At 68.4% G+C, this 19,991-nt stretch carries 17 protein-coding genes, 1 tRNA gene and 2 pseudogenes; 13 read left to right on the top strand and 7 right to left on the bottom strand.

Features of this window, described 5'->3' with window-relative positions:
- Positions 1-207, top strand: a pseudogene (locus tag P1J78_RS05495) (IS6 family transposase); the annotation flags it as partial.
- Between the two features lie 24 nt (positions 208-231).
- Here P1J78_RS05495 and P1J78_RS05490 read toward each other — a convergent pair.
- Positions 232-543 (bottom strand): hypothetical protein, encoded by a 312-nt coding sequence (locus P1J78_RS05490; RefSeq protein ID WP_275566319.1) that lies wholly within the window; start codon positions 541-543, stop codon positions 232-234.
- 244 nt (positions 544-787) lie between these two features.
- Here P1J78_RS05490 and P1J78_RS05485 point away from each other — a divergent pair, with 244 nt between their 5' ends.
- Entirely contained in the window at positions 788-1,717 is a 930-nt protein-coding gene (locus tag P1J78_RS05485) for an aldo/keto reductase (RefSeq protein WP_275566318.1), read from the top strand.
- Entirely contained in the window at positions 1,717-2,475 is a 759-nt protein-coding gene (locus tag P1J78_RS05480; RefSeq protein ID WP_275566317.1) for a DUF6064 family protein, read from the top strand. Before P1J78_RS05485 ends, P1J78_RS05480 begins: the two co-directional genes overlap by 1 nt.
- 138 nt (positions 2,476-2,613) lie before the next feature.
- Here the strand turns inward: P1J78_RS05480 and P1J78_RS05475 are convergent.
- Positions 2,614-2,976: pseudogene (locus tag P1J78_RS05475) on the bottom strand (IS110 family transposase); the annotation flags it as partial.
- A 35-nt stretch (positions 2,977-3,011) separates the two neighbouring features.
- Here P1J78_RS05475 and P1J78_RS05470 point away from each other — a divergent pair.
- Complete coding sequence (locus P1J78_RS05470; protein WP_275566316.1) at positions 3,012-3,197, top strand: hypothetical protein; 186 nt, start codon at positions 3,012-3,014, stop codon at positions 3,195-3,197.
- 44 nt (positions 3,198-3,241) lie between these two features.
- Here P1J78_RS05470 and P1J78_RS05465 read toward each other — a convergent pair.
- Positions 3,242-3,317, bottom strand: a tRNA-Thr gene (locus P1J78_RS05465).
- A gap of 216 nt (positions 3,318-3,533) precedes the next feature.
- Here P1J78_RS05465 and P1J78_RS05460 point away from each other — a divergent pair.
- Positions 3,534-3,896 (top strand): response regulator, encoded by a 363-nt coding sequence (locus P1J78_RS05460; protein WP_275566315.1) that lies wholly within the window; start codon positions 3,534-3,536, stop codon positions 3,894-3,896.
- An 88-nt stretch (positions 3,897-3,984) separates the two neighbouring features.
- Positions 3,985-4,968 (top strand): VOC family protein, encoded by a 984-nt coding sequence (locus P1J78_RS05455; protein ID WP_275566314.1) that lies wholly within the window; start codon positions 3,985-3,987, stop codon positions 4,966-4,968.
- Between the two features lie 140 nt (positions 4,969-5,108).
- Here P1J78_RS05455 and P1J78_RS05450 read toward each other — a convergent pair whose 3' ends face one another.
- Positions 5,109-6,014 carry an AraC family transcriptional regulator gene (locus P1J78_RS05450; protein ID WP_275566313.1) on the bottom strand — a complete coding sequence of 302 codons (906 nt, stop codon included), beginning with the start codon at positions 6,012-6,014 and terminating at the stop codon, positions 5,109-5,111.
- A gap of 170 nt (positions 6,015-6,184) precedes the next feature.
- Here P1J78_RS05450 and P1J78_RS05445 point away from each other — a divergent pair, with 170 nt between their 5' ends.
- Complete coding sequence (locus P1J78_RS05445) at positions 6,185-7,225, top strand: aldo/keto reductase (RefSeq protein ID WP_275566312.1); 1,041 nt, start codon at positions 6,185-6,187, stop codon at positions 7,223-7,225.
- A gap of 285 nt (positions 7,226-7,510) precedes the next feature.
- Here P1J78_RS05445 and P1J78_RS05440 read toward each other — a convergent pair whose 3' ends face one another.
- Positions 7,511-9,160 carry a sulfatase-like hydrolase/transferase gene (locus tag P1J78_RS05440; protein WP_275566311.1) on the bottom strand — a complete coding sequence of 550 codons (1,650 nt, stop codon included), beginning with the start codon at positions 9,158-9,160 and terminating at the stop codon, positions 7,511-7,513.
- A 237-nt stretch (positions 9,161-9,397) separates the two neighbouring features.
- Here P1J78_RS05440 and P1J78_RS05435 point away from each other — a divergent pair, with 237 nt between their 5' ends.
- Positions 9,398-9,850, top strand: coding sequence for a hypothetical protein (locus P1J78_RS05435; RefSeq protein ID WP_275566310.1), 453 nt, complete (start codon positions 9,398-9,400; stop codon positions 9,848-9,850).
- A gap of 6 nt (positions 9,851-9,856) precedes the next feature.
- Here P1J78_RS05435 and ychF read toward each other — a convergent pair whose 3' ends face one another.
- Positions 9,857-10,954: a redox-regulated ATPase YchF gene (gene ychF, locus P1J78_RS05430; protein ID WP_275566309.1), complete on the bottom strand. Its 1,098-nt coding sequence runs from the start codon at positions 10,952-10,954 to the stop codon at positions 9,857-9,859.
- Positions 10,955-11,229: 275 nt separating this feature from the next.
- Entirely contained in the window at positions 11,230-13,602 is a 2,373-nt protein-coding gene (locus tag P1J78_RS05425; protein WP_275566308.1) for an ATP-dependent helicase, read from the bottom strand.
- Between the two features lie 150 nt (positions 13,603-13,752).
- On the opposite strand from P1J78_RS05425, the gene P1J78_RS05420 reads away from it, so the two are divergent.
- The 5 genes from P1J78_RS05420 (at position 13,753) to P1J78_RS05400 (ending at position 19,788) form a co-directional block, all read left to right on the top strand.
- Positions 13,753-14,454: a ZIP family metal transporter gene (locus P1J78_RS05420; RefSeq protein WP_275566307.1), complete on the top strand. Its 702-nt coding sequence runs from the start codon at positions 13,753-13,755 to the stop codon at positions 14,452-14,454.
- Positions 14,451-15,611, top strand: a complete 1,161-nt coding sequence (locus P1J78_RS05415; RefSeq protein ID WP_275566306.1) for an alpha-hydroxy acid oxidase — start codon at positions 14,451-14,453, stop codon at positions 15,609-15,611. The genes P1J78_RS05420 and P1J78_RS05415 overlap by 4 nt, the downstream gene beginning before the upstream one ends.
- A 178-nt stretch (positions 15,612-15,789) precedes the next feature.
- Positions 15,790-16,881: an AI-2E family transporter gene (locus P1J78_RS05410; RefSeq protein WP_275566305.1), complete on the top strand. Its 1,092-nt coding sequence runs from the start codon at positions 15,790-15,792 to the stop codon at positions 16,879-16,881.
- A 4-nt stretch (positions 16,882-16,885) separates the two neighbouring features.
- Positions 16,886-17,572, top strand: coding sequence for a P-loop NTPase family protein (locus tag P1J78_RS05405; RefSeq protein WP_275566304.1), 687 nt, complete (start codon positions 16,886-16,888; stop codon positions 17,570-17,572).
- A gap of 41 nt (positions 17,573-17,613) precedes the next feature.
- Positions 17,614-19,788 (top strand): RNA degradosome polyphosphate kinase, encoded by a 2,175-nt coding sequence (locus P1J78_RS05400; RefSeq protein WP_275566303.1) that lies wholly within the window; start codon positions 17,614-17,616, stop codon positions 19,786-19,788.
- Positions 19,789-19,991 lie beyond the last annotated feature (203 nt).

Genomic DNA, 19,991 nt, shown 5'->3' with positions numbered 1-19,991 from the left:
CGAGCGGAGGTTTCACATCAGCCAACCCGACGCCGAGAGCGGCAGCAAATTCGGTTCAAGTCACCCGGCTCCGCGCAGCGCTTCCTCGCCTCCCATTCCGCAATCTCCAATCACTTCAACGTCCAGCGCCATTTGATCTCCCGCAGAACGCTGAAGGTGTTACGCTCCACGGCAATGGCGGATTGGCGCGAGATCGTGGCTGTCTGACGTCGGCTACATACAACCTGCACCTCAGGGCGAACCAACGTGACAGCGCCAGTGCAGGTGTTGGGCAAGCTCGGCGGCGTGCCAGGCGTTGCCGCCAAAGGCAAGAAGCAGGGATGCGCCTCTGGGCGGACGCGGTTTGGCCGGCAGATGCACGCCAACAAGTTCGGCGCCATCCTCGACCGTGAGTGTAAGCTGCTCGGCGGTTGCCGGGAGCGCTAGGCTTGGCCCGACTGCCCATCGGGGGAAGAGGAGCCGGTCCTGAAGGAGCGCCATCGTGAGTGCGGCGGCCAGGTACAGCGCTGCAAGGACGCCCGCCAGCTTCAGAAAAAGGAGCATATGTGACGGTCCTACATCGCCCCCTCGCGCGCAAGGCTCGAGGGCGCTAGCGTCGCTCGGCCCGTCCCTTTCCGAGCGCTTTCTGGGTGTATGCCGCCGAGCTATGGGGCAGGAGCAGATGGATCGTAGGATCGGATCTCGGCGTTCTCAGAATGTCAATATGACGTTGTTGAACGCGCCCCGCCCGCCAAGGAAGGAGAGTCGCAACCATTGCCTCTCGCCGGTGCAGCGCCACATGCCGTGCATGGAACGAAGCTCCCTCACCCGCCGCGCGATACTTGCTGGTGTTGCCGCCAGCACAGCACTCTCGCAGTCAGTTCCAGTGCCAGTTGAAGCGCAGGAAAACGTCGGACCGATGCGCCGGGTCGCCTCGACAGGAAAGATGATCCCTGCCGTCGGCCTCGGAACCTGGATCACCTTTAACGTTGGCCGTGATCCGAAGTTGCTGGACCGCTCTGCAGACGTGATGCGCGCCTTCTTCGATGCTGGCGGGCGCGTGATCGACTCTTCGCCCATGTATGGATCGTCGCAGGACACACTGGGGTACGGGTTCGAGAAACTCGGCCGTCCCGAGGGCCTTTTTGCGGCGGACAAGGTCTGGACGTCCTCCTCCGAGGAAGGTCCCCGGCAGATCGAGCAGTCCCGAACGGAATGGAACGTGCCGCGATTTTCTCTGGTGCAAGTGCACAACCTTCGGGCGTGGCAGGCGCATCTACCGATGCTGCTGAACAAGAAGGCTAACGGAGAGATCGATCATGTGGGAATCACCACGTCGCACGGTCGCCGTCACCAAGAATTACTGCAGATCATGCGCGAGCAGCCGCTTGACTTCGTCCAGATTACCTACAACGTCCTCGACCGCGAAGTAGAAGACGAGATCCTGCCGCTGGCGCAGGAACGCGGCATCGCCGTGATGGTCAATCGTCCGTTCCGGCGTGGCGCGCTGACACGATGGCTGGAGGGGCGGCCTTTACCCAGCTTCGCCGCGGAGATCGGCACCGCAACCTGGGCTCAGTTCCTGCTCAAGTTCATCCTTTCGCACCCCGCGGTCACCGTCGCCATCCCCGCCACGACACGGCCTGACCATGCGCAGGAGAATGTCGCCGCCGCATCCGGTGCGATGCCGGGTCCGGACATGCGAGAGCGCATGGCCAAACATGTCCGTTCTCTGTGATGTTGGAGTGGTGGAGCTACCGCCCACGCGATTTCCTGCTGTTTTCCGAATCCGTCTACTGGCGGCTGTTCGAGTTGGCGAATGACGCGCTCTGGCCCTGGCCTCTTGTAGCGCTGGCGCTCGGAACAGGCGTTCCCGCGCTCGCTTGGTCACGCCTCTCGGCGGCTGGCCGGTTCATCGCCGCGATCCTGGCGACAGCGCTTATAGTCACCGGCTGGGCGTTTCTCTGGCGCCATTACCGGCCGATCAACTGGGTGGTCACCTATGTCGCTCCGCTCTTCGCACTGGAGGCGCTCCTGTTGCTCTGGCTCGGGGCAGTACGCGGCAAGTTGAGCTTCAGGACCGATCTGCGCTGGGACGTTCTTGTCGGCTGGGCCCTCTTTGCCTACGCCCTGGTTTTGCACCCACTGACCGCCTTGGTCACAGGACGGCCATTGCGCGGAGCTGAGGCCTTCGCGGTGGCTCCTGATCCGACGGTCGTCGCGACGCTCGGCCTGCTCGCAACCGCCCAGCCGGGGGCGGTCCGTGCCTGGCTGTTGCCCTTGCCAGTGCTGTGGTGCCTGGGAAGTGGAGCGACACTTTCGACGCTGGGCACATGGGAAGCGTGGTTGCCGCTGGGCGGAGCTGCGCTGACGTTGGTCGCCGTGCACCTCCCGCGTCAGGCCAAGGCACACTCCGCAGGAGGGCCCAGACAAGAGAGAGTACCTGAAAGAGCCCCTCGAACACCTTGCAAGCGGCCATCCGGAAAGCGGAACTAATAATTGCCTGACCATCGCGCCGTTCGAGCCGTGGGATTTGCATCTCGTTTGAGCAATTAGCTGGAGCGCTAGCCCATGCATTGGTGCGTTCGGAAGGGTCGTTCATCGAGGCGCCATCGGTTCGAGCCCGATGGACGACGCGCGCCCCTGGGTCTCCGCGCTCTTCACCGCCACGAAGCGCATGGTCGGGCGCAGGGCCGCCTCCGCGATGGCTTCCGCGTCCGCAGGATCGTTCTTCTGGTGTTTCACGAACGGCTTCACGTAGGCGGCCGGGACGAGCCGCACCTCGTGGCCGTGCCGTTGCGCAACCCGGCCCCAATGGTGCGACGTGGCACAGGCCTCCCTCGCCACCACACAGGCCGGCTGCTCAGCGAGAAGCGTCGCCAGCCGTGTCCGCGATAAACCTCGGTTGTATAGAACCGTCCCCTCCGGCCCCACGGCGCAGACCTGAAAGCTGCCCTTCGCCAGGTCGATCGCCAGCATGTTGATCTTCGTTGTCATCGGTGTGCCCTCCACTTGGTTCCCACGGAACCATCATGGCATACGAGATGCCGCTGGGTGGGGGCATCCACCGCATCAGTTCAGTTTGCATCAAGGAGGTCGACGATGGGATTTGGCTGATCAGCTTCATGCGCTACGATCTGGGCTATATCGACCTGGACCAGAGAACATTGCAGACCATCGACACCCCGTTCGGCACGAGGGTGTCACCCATGTCGTAGGTACGATCTGTTACCTATGTCTCCGGGCTGTACAGGGGGATATTTGGTGCCGGCAGAGGGACTCGAACCCCCGACCCCGAGATTACAAATCACGTGCTCTACCAGCTGAGCTATACCGGCCTCGGGTCCAGATCGGTCCTTAGTCCCTATTCCGCGCTTGAGCAAGGGTCCGCGCGGGGCGGCGCAGCGTATTGCAGTTGCTCCGGACGCCCGGCGATGCGAAGCTCGGGGGCCAGCAACCGAACACGGGTCCGAGCGACCGCCGGGCGGCGGGGTTCGACGGCCCGGCCCGGTCCCGGGCGGCCCGCGGGACCGTAACCGACGAGGCCGAAGCGCATGCAGACGAAGACGGTCCTCGTCGTGGAGGACGAGATCCTGATCGCGATGGATATCGAGATGACCCTGACGGAGGCCGGCTACCGCGTGATCGGGCCGTGCCATAACGTCGCCGAGGCGGAAGACCGGCTGCGCACGGAACGGCCCGGCGCGGCGGTCCTGGACGTGAACCTCGGGCGGGACGAGACCAGCGCGGCGCTGGCCCGGCGGCTGCAGGCGGAGGGTGTGCCGGTCGTCTTTCTCACCGGCTATGCCGGCCCCGACGACGGCCTGCCCGGCACGCTCGGGGACATCCCGCGGCTGGGCAAGCCGATCGACGTGCCGCGGCTGCTGGACCTGCTGGGGACGATGGGGGGAGGCTAGGCCGCCTGCGGAGACCGGCCGAACCGGCCGGATGCGGCCTTGCCCCGGGCGTCCCCCTCTGCGCTATAGTGCGGCCGGGAGGACGATCATGGCGGTCTGTGCACTGGGATATCTCGGCGTCCGGTCCGACCGGCTGTCGGACTGGAGCGACTTTGCCGGCGGGCTTATAGGGATGCAGCAGGTCGACCGGGGCGGCCGGGCGATGGCGTTCCGGATGGACGACCGGATGCAGCGGCTGATGGTCTCCGACGAGGAGGGCGAGACGCTGGCCTTCATGGGCTGGGAGGTGGAGCGTGCGGCGGATCTGGACGCCTACGCCGCGCAGCTGGAGGCGGCCGGCACGGAGGTTCACGCGGGCGACGCCGCGCTGGCCGACCGGCGGCTGGTGGACGGGCTGATCTGGTTTCACGATCCGATGGGCAACCGGGTGGAGCTGGTCCACCGGCCGATGGTCACGGCCGATCCCTTCGTGCCGGGCCGGCCGATCCAGGGGTTCCGGACCGGACCCTACGGGATGGGCCACGCGGTGCTGCATGTCGAGGATATCGACGCGATGCTGCCCTTCTACCGCGACCTGCTGGATTTCCGGGTCTCGGATTACGGGCTGTCGCCCTACCCGCTCTATTTCTTCCACGTGAACGGGCGGCATCATTCCTTCGCGATGGTGGGGTCCGGAAAGCGGGGGTTTCATCACTTCATGGTCGAATACCAGAACCTCGACGACGTGGGTCAGGGCTATGACCTGGCGCTCGACCGGGAGGACGGCATCGCCTACACGCTGGGGCGGCACACCAACGACTGGATGACCTCGTTCTACGCGAATTCGCCGTCCGGGTTCTTCGTGGAAAACGGCTGGGGCGGGCGGGTGATCGACCCGGCGACGTGGGAGCCGCACGAGACCTTCACGGGGCCGTCCTTCTGGGGCCACGAGCGGCTGCATCTGCCGGAAGGGGAGCTGCGGGACCGGATGCGGGCCATGGCGCGGGAGGCGGCGCGGCAGGGGCTCCGGGCGCCGCCGGTGGTGGACTGTCCGTGGCTCTATGGAGAGCTGGCGAAGGCCGAGCGCGGGTAGCGTCCGAGGGTGTCCGAGGTTGGACGGGGGTCTAAGGCACTGTAATTGTTATTGATAGCGCTAACTTTCCATGCGCGTCCGGGCTGGACGTCCGAGGGGAGGTGGCAGGGCAAGGCGTTTCGAAACGCCTTGCCAGCACCTCACGCGGGCGTTTCGGACACCACGGCGCGGCGGATCTGGGCGCCGTCGCGGCCCGGCGGGGCGCCGAACATGCGGCGGTATTCGCGGCTGAACTGCGACGGGCTCTCGTAGCCGATGGCGAAGCCGACCTGTGCCACGTCGGAGCCGTCGGCCAGCAGCAGCCGCCGCGCCTCCTGCAGGCGCAGGGATTTCTGGAACTGCACCGGGGTCATCGCCGTCGCCGCCTTGAAATGGCGGTGGAAGGTCGCCGGGCTCATCCCCGCCAGCGCGGCCAGGTGCGGCACGCTGAGGGTCCGGGCGAAGTTCTCGCGCACCCAGGCGATGGCGCGGCCGATGCGCGCCGTGCGGCTGTCGGTCAGGCCGATCTGGCGCAGCACCCCGCCCTGCGGGCCGTTCAGCAGCTGCCACACGATCTCGCGCCGGATCATCGGCGCGAGGACGGGGATGTCGCGCGGCCGCACCGCCAGCGCCATCAGCCGGGACAGCGGATCCAGGAGGTCGGCCGAGAGCGGGTGGACGCTGAGCGCCGCGGGCTCGGGTGGCGCCGCCGGCGCGTCGGCGGGCAGTTCCAGCAGCAGGTCGGCGATGGTCGCCGGGTCCAGCGTGACCACGGCGGCGATATAGGGCGCGTCCGGGGTGGCGCCCACGATGTCGGCGCGGATCGGGACATCCATCGACGTGATCAGGCAATTGCCCGCGCCGTAGCGATAGGCGGTTTCGCCGAGGTGGCTGATCTTTGCCCCTTGCAGCACGATGCACATGGAGGGCCGGTAGACGACATGGATCGGCCCCATCGGCGCCTCTGTCACGGTCAGCGACAGGCCGGGGATCGGGCAGCTACCACCATGGCGCCGCCAGAGCGCCAGGGCGTCGCCGATGAGGGGGGCGAGGTCGGGCTGTGTCATGGCGCCACACTACCCGGTTTCGGGGACCGCGCCACGTCGCATGGTGGCGATTGAGAGGATCGTGCAGGATTTCGCGAGGATCGGCGTGGCGACAGACCGCGCCCGCGCCCCAGATGAAACCCATGCCGGGACACATCCCGGCCCGGACTTTCCGAAGAAGGACAGACAGGATGCGATACCGTCGCCTTGGCCATAGCGGCCTTTACGTTTCCGAACTTTGCCTGGGCACCATGACGTTCGGCGGCTCGGACGGCCTGTGGGGCCAGATCGGCCAGTTGCAGCAGGACGAGGCCGACGCGCTGGTCCGCACCGCGCTGGGGGCCGGCATCAACTTCATCGACACTGCCAACATCTATGCCGGCGGCCGCAGCGAGGAGATCCTGGGCCAGTCGCTGAAGAACCTCGGCGTGGCGCGCGAGGAGGTGGTGATCGCCACCAAGGTCCACGGCCAGATGGGCGAGGGTCCGAACGCGCGGGGCGCCTCGCGCGGGCATATCATGGACCAGGTGAAGGCCAGCCTGAGGCGCATGCAGCTCGATCATATCGACCTGTATCAGCTGCACGGCTTCGACCCGGCGACCCCCATCGCAGAATCGCTGGAGGCGCTGAACACGCTCGTCGCGCATGGCCATGTGCGGTATGTCGGGTTGTCGAACTGGGCGGCCTGGCAGATCGTCAAGGCGATGGGGATCGCCGAGGCGCGGCGGCTGGCGCCCATCGTGTCGTTGCAGGCCTATTACACGCTGGCCGGCCGCGACCTGGAGCGCGAGATCGTGCCGATGCTGCTGTCGGAGGATGTGGGCCTGATGGTGTGGTCGCCGCTGGCCGGCGGGTTCCTGTCGGGCAAGTACGACCGCGACGGCCGGACGGCCGAGGGCCGGCGGGTGGATTTCGACTTTCCGCCGGTGGACCAGGACCGCGCCTATGACGCCATCGACGTGATGCGCGGGATCGCCGACGCGAAGGGCTGCAGCGTGGCGCAGGTGGCTTTGGCGTGGCTGTTGCACCAGAAGGTGGTGAGCAGCGTGATCGTCGGCGCGAAGCGGGTCGATCAGCTGACCGACAATATCGGGGCCTGCGACGTGACGTTGTCGGAGGCGGATCTGGCGGCGCTGGACGAGGTGACCGCGCTGCCGGCGGAGTATCCGGGCTGGATGCTGGAGCGGCAGGGGGAGTCGCGCAAGGCGCTGGTGGCGGCGCAGGTGCGGTAGTTATTTCCTGCGCGCGCCAAAGATCATATGTCCCGCACGGCGGCACGCCGTGCAGCGCCGCCTCTCGGCGATTGCCCTGCAATCGCCTGTCGGCAGGGCATTTCGGAACGAAATGCCCGAGAGACCCGCCCCCCCGGGGCGGCGCTTTTGGCGAAGGTGGTTCAGAGCGCGCGAGGTGGATGCTTTTGGGCGCGGCATCGCAGAGCACAACCCCGCCCAGGCCGGACGGCGCTGCACGTCATACCGCTGCTCCGATTGTTGGAGCAGGACGGTTCCGTCGGCGGCTCAGTCGCCCTCGTCCTCGACATAGACCTGCCGGGCGGGGCCGCGGTATTTCACCGTCAGCTCGTCCGGCACCTCGGACCCGTCGGTGAGGAATGGCAGGATGCCCTTGCGCGCCGAGGCCCCGCGCATCGCGTCGAGGTCGGCCTCCGAGCGGGTGACGCGCTGCGACATGCGGCGGCCCCATTGGGCGAGCAGGTCGTAGAGGCGGTCGATTTCCGCTTCATGCCCGCCCGCCTTGGCGAGGTCGTCGTACTCGTCCGGGTCGGATTCGAGGTCGAACAGCATCGGCCGGAAGCCGCCCTCGAAATGTATGAGCTTCCAGCGGCCGTCGAACACCATGAACATGCGGGCATCGCGGGAGGAGACGTCCAGCGCGGCGCGCATCGGCGTGACGGAATAGTCGTATTCGCTGATCACGTAGTCGCGCCAGTCCGGCGTTTCGCCGCGCAGCCACGGCAGGAGCGAGCGGCCCTCGATGATGTGGTCCGGCACGGTGCCGCCCGCGGCCTCGACGAAGGTGGCGGCGAGGTCGATGGATTCGACCAGCGCGTCGCAGGTCGTACCGCGGGTGGCGTCGGCCTCCGCCCGCGGGTCGCAGACGATCATCGGGATCCTGACCGAGGGTTCGTGGAACAAATCCTTCTCGCCCAGCCAGTGATCGCCCAGATAGTCGCCGTGGTCCGAGGTCAGCACGATCATGGTGTCGTCGGCGCGGCCGGTCTCGTCCAGGTAGTCGAGCAGGCGGCCGAGCTGGTCGTCGCATTGCTTGATCAGGCCCATATAGGCCGGGATGACCTTGCGGCGCACCGCGTCCTGGCGGAAGGCGGCAGCGATCTTGTTGGACTGGAAGGCGTTCAGCACCGGATGCGGGTTGTCCAGCTCGCGCGCGTCGCGGGTGGCGGCGGGGACGTGGTTGGCGCCGTACATGGCGTGGTAGGGCGCGGGGACGATATAGGGCCAGTGCGGCTTGATATAGGAGAGGTGGCAGCACCACGGCTCCTCGGTGGCCTCGATGAAGCGGATCGCCTCGCCCGTCAGCCAGGGCGTCTCGCTGTCCTCCTCGCGGATATTGGCGGGCTTGTCGGCGTTCTGGAACATCCAGCCCGAGGCGATCTCGCCGTCCTCGACGCCGGCATTGGCGTAGTCGGCCCAGGGGTTGGTGCCGTCGTAGCCCTTGGACTTCAGGTACTCGTTATAGGGCGAGCGTTTCGCGTCGTAGAAGCCGTCGGGGCCCTCGCCCCAGAGCCCGTCGTCGCGGGCCCAGGCGTCGAAGCCGCATTCCGCCTGGCGGGCGCCGATTTCCGTGTCCGGCGCCAGGCCGAGGCGGGCCATGCCCTCGGCGTCGGCCTTCATGTGGGTCTTGCCGATCAGCCAGCAGCCCATGCCGAGCTTGCGCAAGTGGTCGCCCAGGGTCATCTCGCCCACGCGCAGGGGGAAGCCGTTCCACTGCGCGCCATGGGACGAGACGTAGCGGCCGGTGTAGAAGCTCATCCGCGAGGCGCCGCAGACCGGGGACTGGACGTAGGCGTTGGCGAAGCGGACGCCGCGGGCGGCGACGCGGTCGAAGTTGGGCGTATGCAGGTGCGGATGCCCGGCGCAGGACAGGTAGTCGAAGCGCAGCTGGTCGTACATGACGAAAAGGATGTTCATGGCGGCGTTCCCTGTCCTGCCGGTGTGCCGGGCGCAGCCTAGCCGGGGGGCGCGGTCGGGGACAAGGTAATCCGTTAATGACCGGGTTTAAGCGACTGGTAACGGTTGTCGGAGACATTGTTCCAAAAGCCACAGGGCTCGGCAGAATCCTGCAGGCGGGTGCGGAGTTTGTTTTCGCGCGCGGCCGGCGGCGTGACAGGCTGCGGGAAACACAGAAAACGGGAGGTCGAGGGACAGATGACCACGCGGATCCGCAGCCTAATCGCCATTGTCTGTGCCGTCTGGCTGGCCGGGCCGGCCCCGGCCGGAGAGGCGATCACCGCGCGACAGGTCGAGGTCTACCGCGCCACCTGCACCCATTACGAAAACCGCAGCGATGCGCTGGCGTCGGAGGAGGACGCACTGCTGGTGGACCGGCTGGCGTCGAGCTGCGGCCGGGCGCTGGACCGCCTGACGGGCGCGGCGGCCGGGCCGGAGACACGGCGCCGGGCGCGGGCCTACCTGGCGCGGCTGGCGGAGCTGAAGGCCACCGTGGTGGAGATGAACATGCGGCGGCTGTTCGGCCCCTCGGACGGCCCGGTGCGGACGGTCAGCCTGACGGGGGAGTACCTGATCGCCCAGCGCATGGGGATTCTCGGCGCGCTGGACGAGTTCGCCGGGCGTGACGTGGATCTCGCCGTCGGGGAGTGAGCCGGGTCAGGCGTTGAACAGGAAGTGCAGGACGTCGCCGTCCTTCACCTCGTAGGCCTTGCCCTCGACCCGCATCTTGCCGGCGTCCTTCGCCCCCTGCTCACCGTTCAGCGCGACGAAGTCGTCATAGGCGATGGTCTCGGCGCGGATGAAGCCGCGCTCGAAGTCTCCATGGATGACGCCGGCGGCCTGCGGGGCGAGCGTGCCGCGGCGGACGGTCCAGGCGCGGGCCTCCTTGGGACCGACGGTGAAATAGGTCTGTAGGCCGAGAAGCTCGTAGCCGGCGCGGATCATCCGGTCGAGGCCGGCCTCTTCCAGCCCCATCTCGTCCAGGAACATCTCCGCCTCCTCGGCGTCGAGCTGGCTGATCTCCTCCTCGATCCTGGCGGAGATCACGACCGAGACGGCGCCTTCCTCGGCCGCCTTCTTCGCGATGGCCTCGGAATGGGCGTTGCCGGTGGCGGCCTCGGCCTCGTCGACGTTGCAGACGTAGAGCACGGGCTTCTGGGTGAGAAGCTGGAGGCCCTGCCAGGTCTTGCGGTCGTCCTCGGCCACCGCGACGGTGCGGGCGGGGCGGCCGTCTTCCAGCGCTTCGGCGGCCTGTTTCAGCAGGCGCTCCTGCAGGACGGCCTCCTTGTCGCCGCCGCGGACCTTGCGCACGAGGCCCTGCAGCCGCTTCTCGATCGATTCGAGATCGGCGAGCATCAGCTCGGTCTCGATCGTCTCGGCATCGGCCACCGGGTCGACGCGGCCCTCGACATGGGTGACGTCCGGATCCTCGAAGCAGCGCAGGACATGGGCGATGGCGTCGACCTCGCGGATGTTGGCGAGGAACTGGTTGCCCAGCCCCTCGCCCTTGGAGGCGCCCTTCACCAGCCCGGCGATGTCGACGAAGGTCAGCCGGGTGGGGATGACCTGTTTCGACTTGGCGATGTCGGCGAGTTTCGCGAGCCGCGTGTCGGGGACCGCGACCTCGCCCACATTGGGCTCGATGGTGCAGAACGGGAAGTTCGCCGCCTGCGCCGCGGCGGTCCGTGTCAGCGCGTTGAACAGCGTCGACTTGCCCACGTTGGGCAGCCCCACGATGCCGGTCTTGAAGCCCATTGGTCTTTCCTTGCCTGTGCCGCGGCGCATGTAGGGTCGGACCGGTGGCAGGGTCAAGGCTCGTCAGCCCTTGCGGGCTTTCTCGCCGGTGTAAGGGGGAGCCGGCGGCGCGTGTGGTGCGGGCGGGAGCGAGGGGCCGGCCCCGCCGTCCATCGTGCTTGCACCGATGGCGCACGATGAACGGCTCCCCGACGTATTTGAAACGAGAAGAAGCAGCGTGGCGCGTCGGGACGGCGGGCGGGGCGATGCGCGGGACGCGCGAGCGCCGGCCGGCGTCAGAAGGGGACGTCGTCGGCGCGTTCGGCGGCGACCACGAATTTGGCCACCACTTTCTTGGCGCCGGCCTTCTCGAACTCGATGTCGAGCTTGTCGCCCTCGATCCCCATGACGTAGCCGTAGCCGAATTTCTTGTGGAACACGCGGTCGCCTTGCGTGAAGGCCGAGACGGCGTCGAGGTCGATCACCTGGGTGCGGCTTTCGCGCGGCTGGCTCATCGGGCGCTGGGCCTGGCGGGCCTGCAACCGGCGCCAGCCGGGGGAGTTGTAGACGTTCGCCTCGGCCGCCCGGTCCATGATCCCGGGGCCCGGGGCCGCGCTCGGGGCCGCCGCGCCGTAGCCGCCGCCGTAGAGGCCCGGGGGCGTCAGCACCTCGACATGCGCCTCGGGCAGTTCGTCGATGAAGCGCGACGGCAGCGCCGACTGCCATTGCCCGTAGACGCGGCGGTTGGCGGCAAACGAGATGGTGCAGAGCTCCTGCGCGCGGGTGATGCCGACATAGGCGAGGCGGCGTTCCTCTTCGAGCCCCTTGAGGCCCGACTCGTCCATCGAGCGTTGCGAGGGGAACAGGCCGTCCTCCCAGCCCGGCAGGAAGACGGCGGGGAATTCGAGGCCCTTGGCGGCGTGCAGCGTCATGATCGACACCTTGGCGCCCTGCTCCTCGGTCTCGTTGTCCATGATCAGGGCGACGTGTTCGAGAAAGCCCTGCAGGTTGTCGAACTCCTCCAGCGCCTTGACGAGCTCCTTGAGGTTTTCCAGCCGGCCCGGCGCCTCGGGCGTCTTGTCGTTCTGCCACATCGCGGTGTAGCCGGATTCGTCCAGGATCTGCTCGGCGAGTTCGACGTGGTTCTGTTTCGGGTCGAGCGCCTTCTCGTGCCAGCGGTCGAATTGCTCGACCAGCGTGCCGATCTGCCCCTTGGCCTTGCCGGTCAGCAGGTCGGCCGACACGGCGAGCCGGGCGCCTTCCAGCAAGGACACGCCGTTCGAGCGGGCGGTGCGCTGCATGGTCTGCTGCGCCTTGTCCCCTGCCCCGCGTTTCGGCGTGTTCGCGATGCGCTCGAAGGCCAGGTCGTCGTCGGGCGAGCAGGCGACGCGGAAATAGGCCATGGCGTCGCGGATCTCCATCCGCTCGTAGAAGCGGGGGCCGCCGATGACGCGATACGGCAGGCCGATGGTCAGGAACCGGTCCTCGAAGGCGCGCATCTGATGCGAGGCGCGCACCAGGATGGCGCAGTCGTCGAGCGACATCGGCCGCAGGCCCCGGGTGCCGCCCTGCATCGCCTCCAGCTCCTCGCCGATCCAGCGGGCCTCTTCCTCGCCGTCCCAGTGGCCGATCAGGCGCAGCTTCTCGCCCTCGGTCAGGTCGGTGAAGAGGGTCTTGCCGAGCCGCCCCTCGTTCGCGGCGATCACGCCCGAGGCGGCGGCGAGGATATGCGGCGTGGAGCGGTAGTTCTGTTCCAGCCGGACCACGGTGGCGCCGGGGAAATCCTTTTCGAAGCGCAGGATGTTGCCCACCTCGGCGCCGCGCCAGCCATAGATCGACTGGTCGTCGTCGCCGACGCAGCAGACGTTGCGGTGCCCCTGGGCCAGCAGGCGCAGCCAGAGGTACTGGGCGACGTTGGTGTCCTGGTATTCGTCCACCAGGATGTAGCGGAACCAGCGCTGGTATTGCTGGAGCACGTCCTCGTGGGTCTGGAAGATGGTCAGGACATGCAGCAGGAGGTCGCCGAAATCAACGGCGTTCAGCTCTTTCAGTCGAGCCTGGTATTGCGCGTAAAGCTCGGTGCCGCGGCGGTTGAAGGCGTTGGCCTCGCCCGCCGGCACCTTGTCCGGCGTCCACGCCCTGTTCTTCCAGTTGTCGATGATGCCCGACAGCATCCGGGGCGGCCAGCGTTTCTCGTCTATGTCGGCGGCGACGATCAGTTGCTTCAGAAGGCGGATCTGGTCGTCGGTGTCGAGGATGGTGAAGTTCGACTTCAGCCCGACCAGTTCGGCGTGGCGGCGCAGGAGCTTGACGCAGATTGCGTGGAAGGTGCCGAGCCAGGGCATCCCCTCGACCGTCTGGCCGAGGAGCTGGGCGACGCGCTCCTTCATCTCGCGGGCGGCCTTGTTGGTGAAGGTGACGGCGAGGATCTCGTTCGGGCGCGCCTTGCCGGTGTTCAGCAGATGCGCGATGCGGGTGGTCAGCGCCTTGGTCTTGCCGGTGCCGGCGCCGGCCAGCATCAGGACCGGGCCGTCCAGCGCCTCGACCGCCTGCCGCTGGGCGGGGTTCAGGCCGTCGAGATAGGGTGCGGGGCGGGCGGCCATCGCCTGTTGCGACAGCGACTGTCGTTCGGCGGCGTCGAAGGCGTCGTCTTCGGGGAAGCTGCTCATGGCGTCAACTTAGACCGTCCGGGCCGCGAGGAAAAGGCTTGTTCTCTCTATGTTCCAGCGAATTCCTGGCCCGCGGCCTGTGCGGTTCGGGGCGTCGGCGGGCGTCAGGCGCGGCTTCCCCCTGTCGCGGCGGCGCGCTATGGCTGGGCCATGCTCGAAGCGGTCCTGTACTCGATCCTCGCGGGCGCCATGATCCCGCTGGGCGGGGTCCTGGCGCGCGTCGAACATATCCAGCCACGGTGGCTGGAGCAGGAGTTCCGGCATTTCGTCGTGGCCTTCGGCGGCGGCGCGCTGATCGCGGCGGTGGCGCTGGTGCTGGTGCCGCAGGGCACCGACAAGCTGCCGGCGGCCGGGGCGATCCTGTCCTTTCTGGGCGGGGGCGTCGCCTTTGCGCTGCTCGACCGGGCGCTGGCCTCGGCGGGGGGCGGCAAGGGGCAGCTCCTGGCGATGCTGGCGGATTTCCTGCCCGAGGCGGTCGCGCTGGGGGCGCTGTTCGCGGCGGGCAGCGGGTCGGCGCCGCTTTTGGCGCTGATCATCGCGCTGCAGAACCTGCCGGAGGGCTTCAACGCCTATCGCGAGGTGGATGCGCAATGGCCGCGCGAACGGCCGCGGCTGCTGATCTTCTCGCTGCTCGCGCTCCTTGGTCCGGCCGCGGCGCTGCTGGGGCATCTGGTGATGGCGGACCTGCCGGCGGCGCTTGGCGTGCTGATGGTGGGGGCGTCGGGCGGCATCCTCTATCTCATCTTCCAGGACATCGCGCCGCAGGCGCCGCTGAAACGGCACTGGGGGCCGCCCTTCGGCGCCTGCATGGGCTTTGCGCTGGGACTTCTCGGACATCTGGTGATCCATTGAGCGACCTCGATCAGACATATCCCGCCATCTCGGACCTGCGCGCGCGGGCGCGCCGGCGCCTGCCGCGCTTCGTGTGGGACTTTCTCGACAGCGGCACGGGCACCGAAGCCACCACGCGCCGCAACCGCGCCAAGCTCGACGAGATCCGGTTCCGGCCCGATGCGCTGTTCGGCGAGCTCGACTACCGGCTGGGCACCTCGCTGCTGGGGCGCGACCATGCGCTGCCGATCGGCATCTCGCCGGTGGGGATGTCGGGGCTGGTCTGGCCCGACGCGGAGATCGAACTGGCGAAGCTGGGGCGCGAGCGGAACATTCCCTACGGCCTGTCGACGGTGGCGACCGAGCGGCCGGAGGCGGTGGGGCCGCAGACCGGCGGCGACGGCTGGCTGCAGCTTTACCCGCCGCGCGATCCCGAGATCCGGGCGGACATGCTGAAGCGGTCGCGCGACGCGGGGTTCCGGACGCTGGTGCTGACCGTCGACGTGCCCGAGCCGAGCCGTCGCGAGCGGCAGCGGCGGGGCGGCCTGACGCATCCGCCGCGGCTGTCGCCGCGCATCCTGTCGCAATGCGTGCCGAAACCCGCCTGGTCGCTGCAGATGGGCCGCCGGGTGCTGCGCAAGGGCATGCCGCGGCTGGCGTTCATCGAGGACTATACCGGCGCGAGCGGGCCGATGAGTTCCACCGCGCATGCCGGCTACATGATCCGGGTGTCGCCCGACTGGGACTATCTGCGGGCGCTGCGCGAGCTGTGGAACGGGCCGGTCGTGGTCAAGGGCGTGCTGGACCCGGAGACGGCGGTGCGGCTGCAGGCGGAAGGCGTCGACGCGGTCTGGGTGTCGAATCACGCGGGCCGGCAGTTCGACGGCGCGCTCGCCGCGATCGAGGTGCTGCCGGCGGTGCGCGCGGCGGTGGGCCCGGACTATCCGCTGATCTTCGATTCCGGGGTCGAAGGCGCGCTCGACGTGCTGCGCGCGCTGGCGCTGGGGGCCGATTTCGTGATGCTGGGACGGGCGTTCCACTATGGCCTCGCCGCCTTCGGGCCGCGCGGGGCGGCGCATGTCGTCGACATCATGACCGCCGACCTGAAGGCGAATCTCGGACAGCTGGGCCTGTCGGACTACGCCGGGCTGGCCGAGCGGGTGATCCGGCCCGGGTGACACGGGGACGCGGCCGCGCGGACCTGTCCCAGGCGCCGGCCACACGGCGTCCCCTCCCCCTGCCGGGGGGAGGGTCAGGGAGGGGGCGGGCTTGCCGCCCGCGCCCCCGGCCGCCGCCGAGTGCGCCCTTGCAACCACGCCGCCCATCGGCAACTCTCCCGCCCGAGAAAGGACGCGCATGGCCCTGCCCGCCAAGACCCAGCTGAGAATATGGGGCGTCGCCTTCGCGGCGTTCATCGTGATCATGTGGCTTCTGGGCGACGTGATCCTGCCCTTCGTGCTGGGCGGCGCGGTGGCCTACATGCTGGACCCCACGGCCGACTGGCTGGAGCGGCGCGGCTTCAGCCGGGCGATGGCGACCGTGGTGATATCGCTGGGCGCGGTGCTGATCTTCGCCATCGTCGCGCTCGCGGTGGTGCCGACGCTGGTGCGGCAGGCCGACGCGCTGTTCCGCACCTTCCCGGAGCTCTTCCGCAACCTGCAGGGCTGGCTGACCACCCAGTTCCCGGCGCTGATGGACCAGGATTCGACCCTGCGCCAGACGCTGGTGTCGATCGGCGAGATGCTGCAGGCCAAGGGCGCGGCGCTGCTGGAGGGCGTGCTGACCTCGGCGGCGGGGCTCTTGAACATCCTGCTGCTCTTCGTGATCGTGCCGGTCGTGGCCTTCTACCTGCTGCTCGACTGGGACCGGCTGGTGGCGCGCATCGACGAGCTTCTGCCCCGAGACCATGCGCCGACGATCCGCAAGCTGGCGCATGACATCGACCGCACGCTGGCCTCGTTCATCCGGGGCCAGGGGCTCGTCATGCTGATCCTGGGCACCTATTACGGCGTGGCGCTGATGCTGGCGCAGCTGCAGTTCGGGCTGGTGGTCGGCGCCATCGCGGGGCTTTTGACCTTCATCCCCTATGTCGGCGCCATCGTGGGCGGCGGGCTGGCGCTGGGCCTGGCGTTCTTCCAGTTCTGGGGCGAGTGGTGGATGATCGCGGTGGTGGCGGCGATCTTCTTTTCCGGCCAGTTCATCGAGGGCAACATCCTGACGCCGAAGCTCGTGGGCTCGTCGGTGGGGCTGCATCCCGTCTGGCTTCTGTTCGCGCTGTCGGTCTTCGGCTCGCTCTTCGGCTTCGTGGGGATGCTGGTGGCGGTGCCCGTCGCCGCGGCGCTCGGCGTGCTTGCGCGATTCGGTATCGAGCAATACAAGGAGGGTCGGCTCTATCAGGGGCTGGAGGCCCCGCCCGACCGGCGGGTCGATCACCGCGATCAGGACTGACATCTTGCCGGAACAGTACAGCTTCGACCTTGCGGCGCGGCCGGCGCTGGGGCGCGGCGATTTCTTCGTCGCGCCGGCGAACGCCACCGCCGTGGCGACGGTCGAGGGCTGGCGCGACTGGCCGTCGGGCAAGCTCGTGCTGGTGGGCCCGCCCGCGTCGGGCAAGACGCATCTGGCGCATGTCTGGGCCGCGCTGACCGGCGCCGCGATCCTGCCCGCGCGCGAGCTTGCGGACGCCGACCTGCCGGCGCTGGCCGCCGGGGCGGTGGCCGTGGAGGATGCCGAGACCGTGGCCGGCGACGACACCGCCGAGCGCGCGCTGTTTCACCTGCACAACCTGGCGCAGGCCGAGGCGCGGCCGCTCCTGCTGACCGCCGCCGCGCCGCCGCGGCAATGGCCGCTGACCCTGCCCGACCTGGCCAGCCGGATGCAGGCCACCGCCACGGTCGCGCTGGAGCCGCCGGACGACGCGCTGCTGACCGCCGTGCTGGTCAAGCACATGGCCGAACGGCAGATCGCCATCGCCCCCGAGGTGCTGAGCTATGCCATCCAGCGCATGGACCGGTCCTTCGCCGCCGCCGCCGCCCTGGCCACCGCACTGAACCGCGCCGCGATCACCGCCCGCCGCGACGACGTCACCAAGCCGATGGTCCGCGCCGCGCTGGACCGGCTGGACGCCGACAGGGCGTGAATGTCACTCTGATGTCACCAAAGAGCGCCACACCCGCCCCCATGACCCAGGCAGATTTCCTCAAGGCCCCGTTCCCCGCCCCCGTCGCGCTTCCGCCGGAGGAGATCGAGGGGCCCAAACGCTTCTTCAACCGCGAGCTCAGCTGGCTGGGCTTCAACTGGCGTGTGCTGGAAGAGGCCGAGAACCCGCGCGTGCCGCTCCTGGAGCGGCTGCGGTTCCTGTCGATCTCGGCGGCGAATCTCGACGAGTTCTACACCGTCCGCGTCGCCGGCCTGCGCGAGCTGGCCTCGGAGGGCAACGAGAACCCCGCCGCCGACGGGCTGACCCCGTCGGAACAGCTGGTGCTGATCAACGCCGACGCCCGCAAGCTGATGGAGCATCAGCAGGTCGTCTGGGACGCGATCTGCAAGGAGATGGACGCGGCGGGCATCGTGCTGGAGACGCGCGACAGCCTGAAGGAAAGCGACCGCGCGCATCTGGACGAGATGTTCCTGTCGTCGGTCTTCCCGGTGCTGTCGCCGCTGGCCATCGACCCGGCGCACCCGTTCCCGTTCATCCCCAATACCGGCTTCGCGCTGGCGCTGCACCTGCAGCGGTCCGCCGACAAGCGCGAGCTGAAGGCGCTGTTGCCGATCCCGCACCAGATCGACCGTTTCGTGCGGCTGCCCGGCCGCGACGGCACCCAGCGGTTCCTGCCGCTGGAGGAGTTGCTGCTGCTCTATATCGGCGATCTGTTCCCGGGCTACCGGGCGACCGGCCACTGCGCGTTCCGCGTGCTGCGCGACAGCGACCTGGAGGTCGAGGACGAGGCCGAGGATCTGGTGCGCGAATTCGAGGTGGCGCTGAAGCGCCGCCGCCGGGGCGAGGTGATCCGCCTGACGATCTCGGCCGGGGCGCCGCCGGCGCTGCGCCGGATCATCACCGACGAGCTGCATGTCGAGGAAAGCGAGGTGATCGAGCTGGCCGGCATGATCGGCGTCGCCGACCTGAAGGAGCTGGTGCTGGACAACCGCCGCGACCTTCTGTGGCCCGCCTTCACCCCGCGCGTGCCGGAACGGGTGCAGGACCACGACGGCGACATGTTCGCCGCGATCCGGCAGAAGGACATGCTGCTGCACCACCCCTACGAGACGTTCGACATGGTGATCCGCTTTCTGGAGCAGGCGGCGCGCGACCCGGACGTGCTGGCGATCAAGCAGACGCTTTATCGCACCTCGACCGAGTCGCCCATCGTCGCCGCGCTATGCGAGGCGGCGGAGGCCGGCAAGTCCGTCACCGCGCTGGTCGAGCTGAAGGCCCGCTTCGACGAGGCCGCCAATATCCGCCAGTCGCGCCGGCTGGAACGCGCCGGGGCGCATGTGGTCTACGGCTTCCTGAACTGGAAGACGCATGCCAAGATCTCCACCGTGGTCCGGCGCGAGCAGGGCAAGCTCGTCACCTACACCCATTACGGCACCGGCAACTACCACCCGATCACCGCGCGCATCTACACCGACCTGTCGTTTTTCACCTGCGACGCGGCGCTGGGGCGCGACGCGACCAAGGTCTTCAACTACGTCGGCGGCTACGCCCCGCCCGAGGGGCTGGAGAACCTGGCGATCTCGCCGCTGACCCTGAAATCGCGGCTGATCGAACTGATGGAGCGCGAGGGCGACAACGCCGAGGCGGGCAAGCCCGCCGAGATCTGGGCCAAGATGAACTCGATCATCGAGCCCGACGTGATCGACGCGCTCTACCGCGCCAGCCAGCGCGGCGTGAAGATCGACCTGGTGATCCGCGGCATCTGCGGCATCCGGCCCGGCATCAAGGGCCTGTCCGACAATATCCGGGTCAAGTCCATCGTCGGCCGCTTCCTGGAGCATTCGCGCATCGTCTGCTACGGCAACGGCCACACCCTGCCCTCGCGCCACGCCCGCGTGTTCATGTCCTCGGCCGACTGGATGGGCCGCAACCTGAACCGCCGGGTCGAGACGCTGGTGGAATGCACCAACGACACCGTCAAGGCGCAGATCGTCAGCCAGATCATGGCCGCCAACCTCGCCGACGAGGCGCAAAGCTGGGTCATGGCGCCGGACGGCACCTTCACCCGCGAGACGGGGCCGGAGGGCCAGTCGCTGTTCAACTGCCACCGCTTCTTCATGGAAAACCCGTCGCTGTCGGGCCGTGGCACGGCCGGCGCCGGCGACGTGCCCGAACTGACCCACGCGGACGACTGACAGCCCGCCCCCCGCATTCCCCGCCCCGGGGCTTCTTCTCGTTCCAAATACGCATCGCCGGCCCGGCCACCGGCGCACGCTCCGGCAAGGGCGACGCCTGGCCACGGGCAAAAACAACCTTGCGCGGCAGCGCGCCGTTTCGCAGCGGCCGGCCGGAAGGGCGCGATTGACCCCGATACGCGGTTCATGCTTTCTGGCCGCAA

The sequence above is a fragment of the Psychromarinibacter sediminicola genome (assembly GCF_029168335.1).
In the GTDB taxonomy this organism is placed as follows: Bacteria; Pseudomonadota; Alphaproteobacteria; order Rhodobacterales; family Rhodobacteraceae; genus Psychromarinibacter; species Psychromarinibacter sediminicola.
Note: the sequence above shows the minus strand (reverse complement) of the source record. Positions and strands in the feature narration are given on the sequence as shown.

Bases quoted from the DNA above. Each gene is read 5' to 3' on its own strand.
- P1J78_RS05410 (WP_275566305.1), top strand. From the start codon at position 15,790: ATGGCCCTGCCCGCCAAGACCCAGCTGAGAATATGGGGCGTCGCCTTC.
- P1J78_RS05480 (WP_275566317.1), top strand. From the start codon at position 1,717: ATGTTGGAGTGGTGGAGCTACCGCCCACGCGATTTCCTGCTGTTTTCC.
- P1J78_RS05400 (WP_275566303.1), top strand. From the start codon at position 17,614: ATGACCCAGGCAGATTTCCTCAAGGCCCCGTTCCCCGCCCCCGTCGCG.
- P1J78_RS05445 (WP_275566312.1), top strand. From the start codon at position 6,185: ATGCGATACCGTCGCCTTGGCCATAGCGGCCTTTACGTTTCCGAACTT.
- P1J78_RS05420 (WP_275566307.1), top strand. From the start codon at position 13,753: ATGCTCGAAGCGGTCCTGTACTCGATCCTCGCGGGCGCCATGATCCCG.
- P1J78_RS05450 (WP_275566313.1), bottom strand. From the start codon at position 6,014: ATGACACAGCCCGACCTCGCCCCCCTCATCGGCGACGCCCTGGCGCTC.
- ychF (WP_275566309.1), bottom strand. From the start codon at position 10,954: ATGGGCTTCAAGACCGGCATCGTGGGGCTGCCCAACGTGGGCAAGTCG.
- P1J78_RS05485 (WP_275566318.1), top strand. From the start codon at position 788: ATGGAACGAAGCTCCCTCACCCGCCGCGCGATACTTGCTGGTGTTGCC.
- P1J78_RS05440 (WP_275566311.1), bottom strand. From the start codon at position 9,160: ATGAACATCCTTTTCGTCATGTACGACCAGCTGCGCTTCGACTACCTG.
- P1J78_RS05470 (WP_275566316.1), top strand. From the start codon at position 3,012: ATGGCATACGAGATGCCGCTGGGTGGGGGCATCCACCGCATCAGTTCA.
- P1J78_RS05425 (WP_275566308.1), bottom strand. From the start codon at position 13,602: ATGAGCAGCTTCCCCGAAGACGACGCCTTCGACGCCGCCGAACGACAG.
- P1J78_RS05435 (WP_275566310.1), top strand. From the start codon at position 9,398: ATGACCACGCGGATCCGCAGCCTAATCGCCATTGTCTGTGCCGTCTGG.
- P1J78_RS05460 (WP_275566315.1), top strand. From the start codon at position 3,534: ATGCAGACGAAGACGGTCCTCGTCGTGGAGGACGAGATCCTGATCGCG.
- P1J78_RS05455 (WP_275566314.1), top strand. From the start codon at position 3,985: ATGGCGGTCTGTGCACTGGGATATCTCGGCGTCCGGTCCGACCGGCTG.
- P1J78_RS05490 (WP_275566319.1), bottom strand. From the start codon at position 543: ATGCTCCTTTTTCTGAAGCTGGCGGGCGTCCTTGCAGCGCTGTACCTG.